Here is a 6,227-nt window from a genome sequence, read left to right as displayed (position 1 = left end):
TTTTGTGTCCCACAAACCAACGCGCGCGGGTGTGGTGTCTCGGGGCACGGGGGCCTGGTTCCGCCTTGGGAGGGGGGAGGGGAGGGGGGGGGGGGGGGGCCCCCCCCCCCCCCCCCCCACCAGCATGAACGAGCCTGGCCTGCGGAAGCGCGCCCGTCCCCGGCCCCGGGCCCGGGGCGGTTTCCGACCGGTGACCGAAGACGGCCCCCGGTGGCACAGGGCCGGCCTTGACGGACCCGCACCGGTCAGGACGCCTTCGCGAACACCACCCACACCTGTCCTCGCGCGAAGCCGACCTGCGAGCCGTCCGCGGCCGTGAACCGGGTGCCGTCGTCGGCCCGCTCGCGCGTCCAGCCGACGTCGTAGACCCGCCCGCCGCGCAGCACCTGCGCCTTCCCCGAGCCCACCGTCTCGGTGTACGGCGTGTTGTTGCCGAGGAAGTCGCCGAAGGCGGACGCGCGCACCTTCACGTACTGCACGACGACGGTGGCGGGCGCCAACCGCTCGCCCGCCGTCGTCACCGCGGGCGTCCCGTCCATCGACACCAGCCAGCGGTGCCGGCTCGCCGACCAGGTGAAGGTGAAGCGGGCGGCCGGGTAGCGCACGGTCCGCGAGGACTCCGGCCGGCCGCCCTCGGGTGCGGCGCCGTAACGGAAGCCGGTCGTCAGCGCGTCCGGGCCCGGCGCGGCGGACAGCAGGCGTCCGGGGCGCAGGTAGAGGTTGTGCGGCGCGGCCCGGCCGGTGCCGCGGAAGTAGGCGTTCGGGGCCTCGTCGGGGGTCTCGGGCGTCAGCGGCGCCTTGGCGATCAGCGGCAGCAGCTTGTGCTGGGCCCCGGAGAAGGCGAGCAGCGGGTCGTCGTACTGGCCGAGCAGCTCCAGATCGGACTCCCGGGCGCTGCGCACCGGCCCCACGACCTTCGGCAGCCTGCTCGCGTACACCGCCATCAGGCGGCTCAGCCCGCCCTCGACCTGCTCGGCGTAGACGACGTCGGCGGAGTCGAGGCCGGTGTGCGGCCGCGCCGCGGGCGCGTTGTCGATCTTCACGGCGAGTACCGAGCCGCCGGCCGCGTCCTGGCTGGGCGCCGGCGTCCGCTGGTCTCCGCGACCGTCGTCCCGCGAGTGCTCTCCCGAGCAGCCCGTCAGCAGCGCGGCCGTCGTCGTGGCGGCCAGCAGCGCAGCCGCAGCCGCGGTGCGTCGCCTGCGTGCGGTGCGTGCGGTGCGTGCGGTGCGTGCGGTGCCTGCGGTGCCTGCGGTACCTGTGATGCCTGCGGTACCCGCGGTGCACGCGCTGCGTGCCGTGCGTTGCGTGCTCACCCTGGCCACCCTCCCTGTGTCACCGATTGTCCGATGCAGAGGCGTGGGCGGCCATACCCGATCGGTCCTGATCGTGGGGTGCCGGATGGGCCGATCGGCCCCGCGCGCGGTTCACCCCTGGGCGCCCGGGTACCCGGCCGCCATCGCAGACCGGACCGGACGGGACCGGTGTGGCAGAAGAAGACGGAACCGGACAGGACCGGAACGAACAGGACCGTACGGGACAAGATCGGACCGGACCGGAGTACGAACGCAGGACCCAGGACGCAACACGCAGGACGCAGGACAGGCACCGGCGACGGAGGGAGCGGCCGCGATGAAGGCAGTGACCTGGCAGGGCAAGCGCGACGTACGGGTGGAGACCGTGCCCGATCCGAAGATCGAGGAGCCGACCGACGCCGTCATCCGCATCACGTCCACCGGACTGTGCGGCTCCGACCTGCACCTCTACGAGGTGCTCACCCCCTTCATGACACCCGGCGACATCCTCGGGCACGAGCCGATGGGCATCGTCGAGGAGGTCGGCGCCGGAGTGCCGGACCTGTCGGTGGGCGACCGGGTGGTGGTGCCGTTCCAGATCGCGTGCGGCAACTGCTGGATGTGCCAGACCGGACTGCCGACCCAGTGCGAGACCACCCAGGTCACCAGCGAGGGCATGGGCGCCGCCCTGTTCGGTTACACCCGGCTGTACGGCTCGGTGCCGGGCGCCCAGGCCGAGTACCTGCGCGTCCCGCAGGCGCAGTTCGGCCCGATCAAGGTCCCGGAGGGGCCGCCCGACGACCGCTTCGTCTACCTCTCCGACGTCCTGCCCACCGCCTGGCAGGCGGTCGCCTACGCGGACATCCCGCAGGGCGGCAGCGTCGCCGTGCTCGGCCTCGGACCGATCGGCGACATGGCCTGCCGCATCGCCCGCGCGCGCGGCGCCGGGCGGGTGTTCGGGGTGGACCTGGTCGGCGAGCGGCTGCGCCGGGCCCGCGCGCGAGGCGTGGAGACGTACGACCTCAGGGGCTTCGACAGTGAGAAGGAACTGGTCGCCGCGATCCAGGACCAGACCGACGGGCGGGGTCCGGACGCCGTGATCGACGCGGTCGGTACCGAGGCCCACGGCAGCGCCGTCGCCCGTCTGGCCCAGCAGGCCTCGGCCATGCTGCCCCGGAAGTTGAGCGGACCGTTCGCGGAGCGCTTCAGCGTCGACCGGCTCGGCGCCCTGCACACGGCCATCGAGCTGGTGCGCCGCGGCGGCACGATCTCGCTCTCCGGCGTCTACGGCGGCATGGCCGACCCGCTGCCCATGCTCACCCTCTTCGACAAGCAGATCCAGATGCGCATGGGGCAGGCCAACGTGCGCCGCTGGGTCGACGAGATCCTCCCGTACCTCACGGACGAGGACCCGCTGGGCGTGGACGACTTCGCCACCCACCGGGTGCCGCTGTCCGACGCGCCGCGCGCCTACGAGATGTTCCAGAAGAAGCGCGACGGTGCCGTCAAGGTGCTCATGCATCCCTGAACCGGGAGCACACGGTCAGCCGGGGGAGCCGAGGATCTGGTCCAGGTCGTAGCGCACCGGCTCCTCCAGCTGGTCGTAGGTGCAGCTCTCCGGCGTCCGGTCCGGGCGCCAGCGGCGGAAGCGGGCGGTGTGCCGGAACCGCGCGCCGTTCTCCATGTGGTCGTACGCCACCTCGGCCACCCGCTCCGGCCGGAGCGGCACCCAGGACAGGTCCTTCTTGCCCGACCAGCGGCTGGGCGCGCCCGGCAGCCGGGCCGTCTCGTGCGCCGCCTCGTCGGACCAGGCCGCCCAGGGATGGCCGGACACGTCCGCCATGCGCAGCGGCTCCAGCTCCCCGACCAGCTCGGCCCGCCGCTTCATGGAGAAGGCCGCCGACACGCCCACGTGCTGGAGGGCGCCGCTGTCGTCGTACAGGCCCAGCAGCAGCGAGCCCACCACGGGACCGGACTTGTGGAGGCGGTAGCCGGCGACGACGACGTCCGCGGTGCGCTCGTGCTTGACCTTGAACATGGCGCGCTCGTCCTGCAGATAGCGCAGGGTGAGCGGCTTGGCGACGACACCGTCCAGGCCCGCCCCCTCGTACTCGTCGAACCACTGCGCCGCCACGGCGAGGTCGGTGGTCGCCGGCGCCAGGTGCACCGGTGCCGTCACCCCGGACAGCGCCATGACCAACAGGGACCGCCGGTCGGCGAGCGGCACGTCCATCAGCGACTCGTCATCGAGGGCCAGCAGGTCGAAGGCCACGAACGACGCCGGCGTCCGCTCGGCGAGCGTCCGCACCCGGGAGGCCGCCGGGTGGATGCGCTCGGTGAGCGCGTCGAAGTCGAGCCGGCCCTCCCTGGCGATCACGATCTCGCCGTCCAGTACGCAGCGCTCGGGCAGCCGCTCCCGGAGCGCGTCCACCAGTTCGGGGAAGTACCTGGTCAGCGGCTTCCCGGTGCGGCTGCCCAGCTCGATCTCGGCCGCGTCGCGGAACACGATCGCCCGGAACCCGTCCCACTTCGCCTCGTACTGCATCCCCGGCGGGATCTTCGCCACCGGCTTGGCGAGCATCGGCTTCACGGGCGGCATCACCGGGAGATCCATGCTCCGATTCTGCTCGCTCCCGCCACCGATTGCCCGGTATGCGCGCTTTGCCGGGTGCGCCTACCGTGGCTCGCATGGGCGAAGCGGTGGAACTCGAGGCGGGCGGGCGCACCGTGCGGCTGTCCAGCCCGGACAAGGTCTTCTTTCCCGAGCGCGGTTTCACCAAGCTGGACCTCGCCCGGTACTACCTCGCCGTCGGTCCCGGCATCCTGCGCGCCCTGCGCGACCGGCCCACCACCCTGGAGCGCTACCCGGAGGGCGTCGCGGGCGAGTCCTTCTTCCAGAAGCGCGCCCCCAAGAACATGCCGGACTGGATCCCGACCGCCCACATCACCTTCCCCAGCGGGCGCAGCGCCGACGAGATGTGCCCCACCGAGGAGGCCGCCGTCCTGTGGGCCGCGCAGTACGGCACGCTCACCTTCCACCCCTGGCCGGTGCGCCGCCGCGACGTCGACCGTCCCGACGAACTGCGCATCGACCTCGACCCGCAGCCCGGCACCGACTACGCGGACGCCGTCCGCGCCGCCCACGAACTGCGCGCCGTACTCGACGAGTTCGGAGGTCTGTGCAGCTGGCCCAAGACCTCCGGCGGCCGTGGGCTGCACGTCTTCGTGCCGATCGAGCCGCGCTGGACCTTCACCCAGGTGCGGCGTGCCGCCATCGCCGTCGGCCGGGAGCTGGAGCGCCGGATGCCGGACCAGGTGACGATCCGGTGGTGGAAGGAGGAGCGCGGCCGGCGCGTCTTCGTCGACTACAACCAGACCGCCCGCGACCGCACCGTCGCCTCCGCCTACTCCGTACGGCCCCACCCGCACGCCCCCGTCTCGGCGCCGTTGCGCTGGGAGGAGGCCGGCGACGCCGACCCGCGGGACTTCGACCTCGTCACCATGCCCGCGCGCTACGCCGAACTCGGCGACGTGCACGCCGACATGGACGACCGCAGCTACTCGCTGGACGCCCTGCTGGAACTCGCCCGCCGTGACGAACACGACCACGGCCTGGGCGACCTGCCGTACCCGCCGGAACACCCGAAGATGCCGGGCGAGCCGCGACGGGTGCAGCCGAGCCGCGCGCGCGGGGCGGTCCCTCCCGGGAGCCCTTCGGCCCCCTGATCTCGACTCGCGGGCCCGGACCCGGGGGCGGGGGCGGGGGCGGGGGTCTGCGGGGGCCTCCCGGGGGCCTGTGGAGGCCTGCGGGGGCTTGCGGCGGCGCCGATGACTGCAATCGCACGAACTTCATCCGGTTTGCGGATAAAACGCCGAGTGGTCGGGAAATGTCACACGGATTCACCACACGTTTCCCACCTTCCCATCCACACTCCGCGAGAGGTCCGGGGGTTTCCGCATGGACAGACGTGCTTTCAACCGACGGGTACTGATCGGCGGCGCGGCCGCCGCGACATCGTTGTCCCTCGCTGCGGAGGCGGTGTACGCCGACGGGGACGTACACGCCGGCGGGGACGTGCGCCCCGGCGGGGCCGTGCGGACCGCACCGGCCGGCGGGCAGGTCAGGCACCTCAGGGTGTACGCCGAGGAGCTCGGCCGCGGGCGGCTGGGCTACGGCCTGAAGCGGGGAGAGGCGACGATCCCCGGCCCGCTGATCGAGCTCATCGAGGGCGACACGCTGCACATCGAGTTCGTGAACACCACGGACGTCCCGGCCAGCATGCACGTCCACGGCCTGGACTACGACGCCCCCAGTGACGGAACGCGCCTGAACCACAGTGCGGTCGAACCCGGCGGCACCCGCACCTACACCTGGCGCACGCACACCCCCGGCCGCCGCGCGGACGGCACCTGGCGGGAGGGCAGCGCCGGCTACTGGCACTACCACGACCACGTCATCGGCTCGGAGCACGGCACGGTCGGCATCCGCAAGGGCCTGTACGGCCCGGTCGTCGTTCGCCGGAAGGGCGACGTCCTCCCGGACCGGACGCACACGATCGTCTTCAACGACATGACCGTCAACAACAGGAGGCCGGGGCCCGACTTCGAGGCGACCGTGGGCGACCGGGTCGAATTCGTGATGATCACGCACGGCAATCTCTACCACACGTTCCACATGCACGGGCATCGCTGGGTCGACAACCGCACGGGCATGCTGACCGGCCCGGACGACCAGGCACGGGTCATCGACAACAGGATCGTGGGCCCCGCCGACTCCTTCGGCTTCCAGGTGATCGCGGGGGAGGGCGTCGGGCCGGGGGCGTGGATGTACCACTGCCATGTCCAGAAGCACGCCGACATGGGCATGATGGGTCTGTTCCTGGTCCGGCGGCCGGACGGGACGATCCCCGGCCACGAAGAGCACGAGCACTGACG

The 6,227-nt window shown here is 72.5% G+C and carries 5 protein-coding genes; 3 read left to right on the top strand and 2 right to left on the bottom strand.

Annotated features, from left to right (window positions below):
- Positions 1–245 precede the first annotated feature (245 nt).
- Entirely contained in the window at positions 246–1,262 is a 1,017-nt protein-coding gene (locus ACZ5GT_RS38190; protein ID WP_469035822.1) for a DUF3048 domain-containing protein, read from the bottom strand.
- Between the two features lie 367 nt (positions 1,263–1,629).
- On the opposite strand from ACZ5GT_RS38190, the gene ACZ5GT_RS38185 reads away from it, so the two are divergent.
- On the top strand, positions 1,630–2,820 hold the full coding sequence (locus ACZ5GT_RS38185) for a zinc-dependent alcohol dehydrogenase (RefSeq protein ID WP_469035816.1): 1,191 nt from the start codon (positions 1,630–1,632) through the stop codon (positions 2,818–2,820).
- Between the two features lie 15 nt (positions 2,821–2,835).
- Here the strand turns inward: ACZ5GT_RS38185 and ACZ5GT_RS38180 are convergent, their stop codons facing one another.
- Entirely contained in the window at positions 2,836–3,906 is a 1,071-nt protein-coding gene (locus ACZ5GT_RS38180) for an ATP-dependent DNA ligase (RefSeq protein WP_469035815.1), read from the bottom strand.
- Between the two features lie 74 nt (positions 3,907–3,980).
- Between ACZ5GT_RS38180 and ligD the strand changes: the two genes are divergently transcribed.
- Both ligD and ACZ5GT_RS38170 read left to right on the top strand, forming a co-directional pair.
- A complete protein-coding gene (gene ligD / locus ACZ5GT_RS38175) occupies positions 3,981–5,018 on the top strand; it encodes a non-homologous end-joining DNA ligase (RefSeq protein ID WP_469035813.1) in 1,038 nt (345 codons plus the stop codon).
- 232 nt (positions 5,019–5,250) lie between these two features.
- Entirely contained in the window at positions 5,251–6,225 is a 975-nt protein-coding gene (locus ACZ5GT_RS38170; protein ID WP_469035811.1) for a multicopper oxidase domain-containing protein, read from the top strand.
- Positions 6,226–6,227 lie beyond the last annotated feature (2 nt).

Source organism: Streptomyces sp. NPDC031340, from assembly GCF_055569945.1.
The sequence above is the reverse complement of the archived record's forward strand: the minus strand, read 5'-3'. Positions and strand labels throughout refer to the sequence as shown.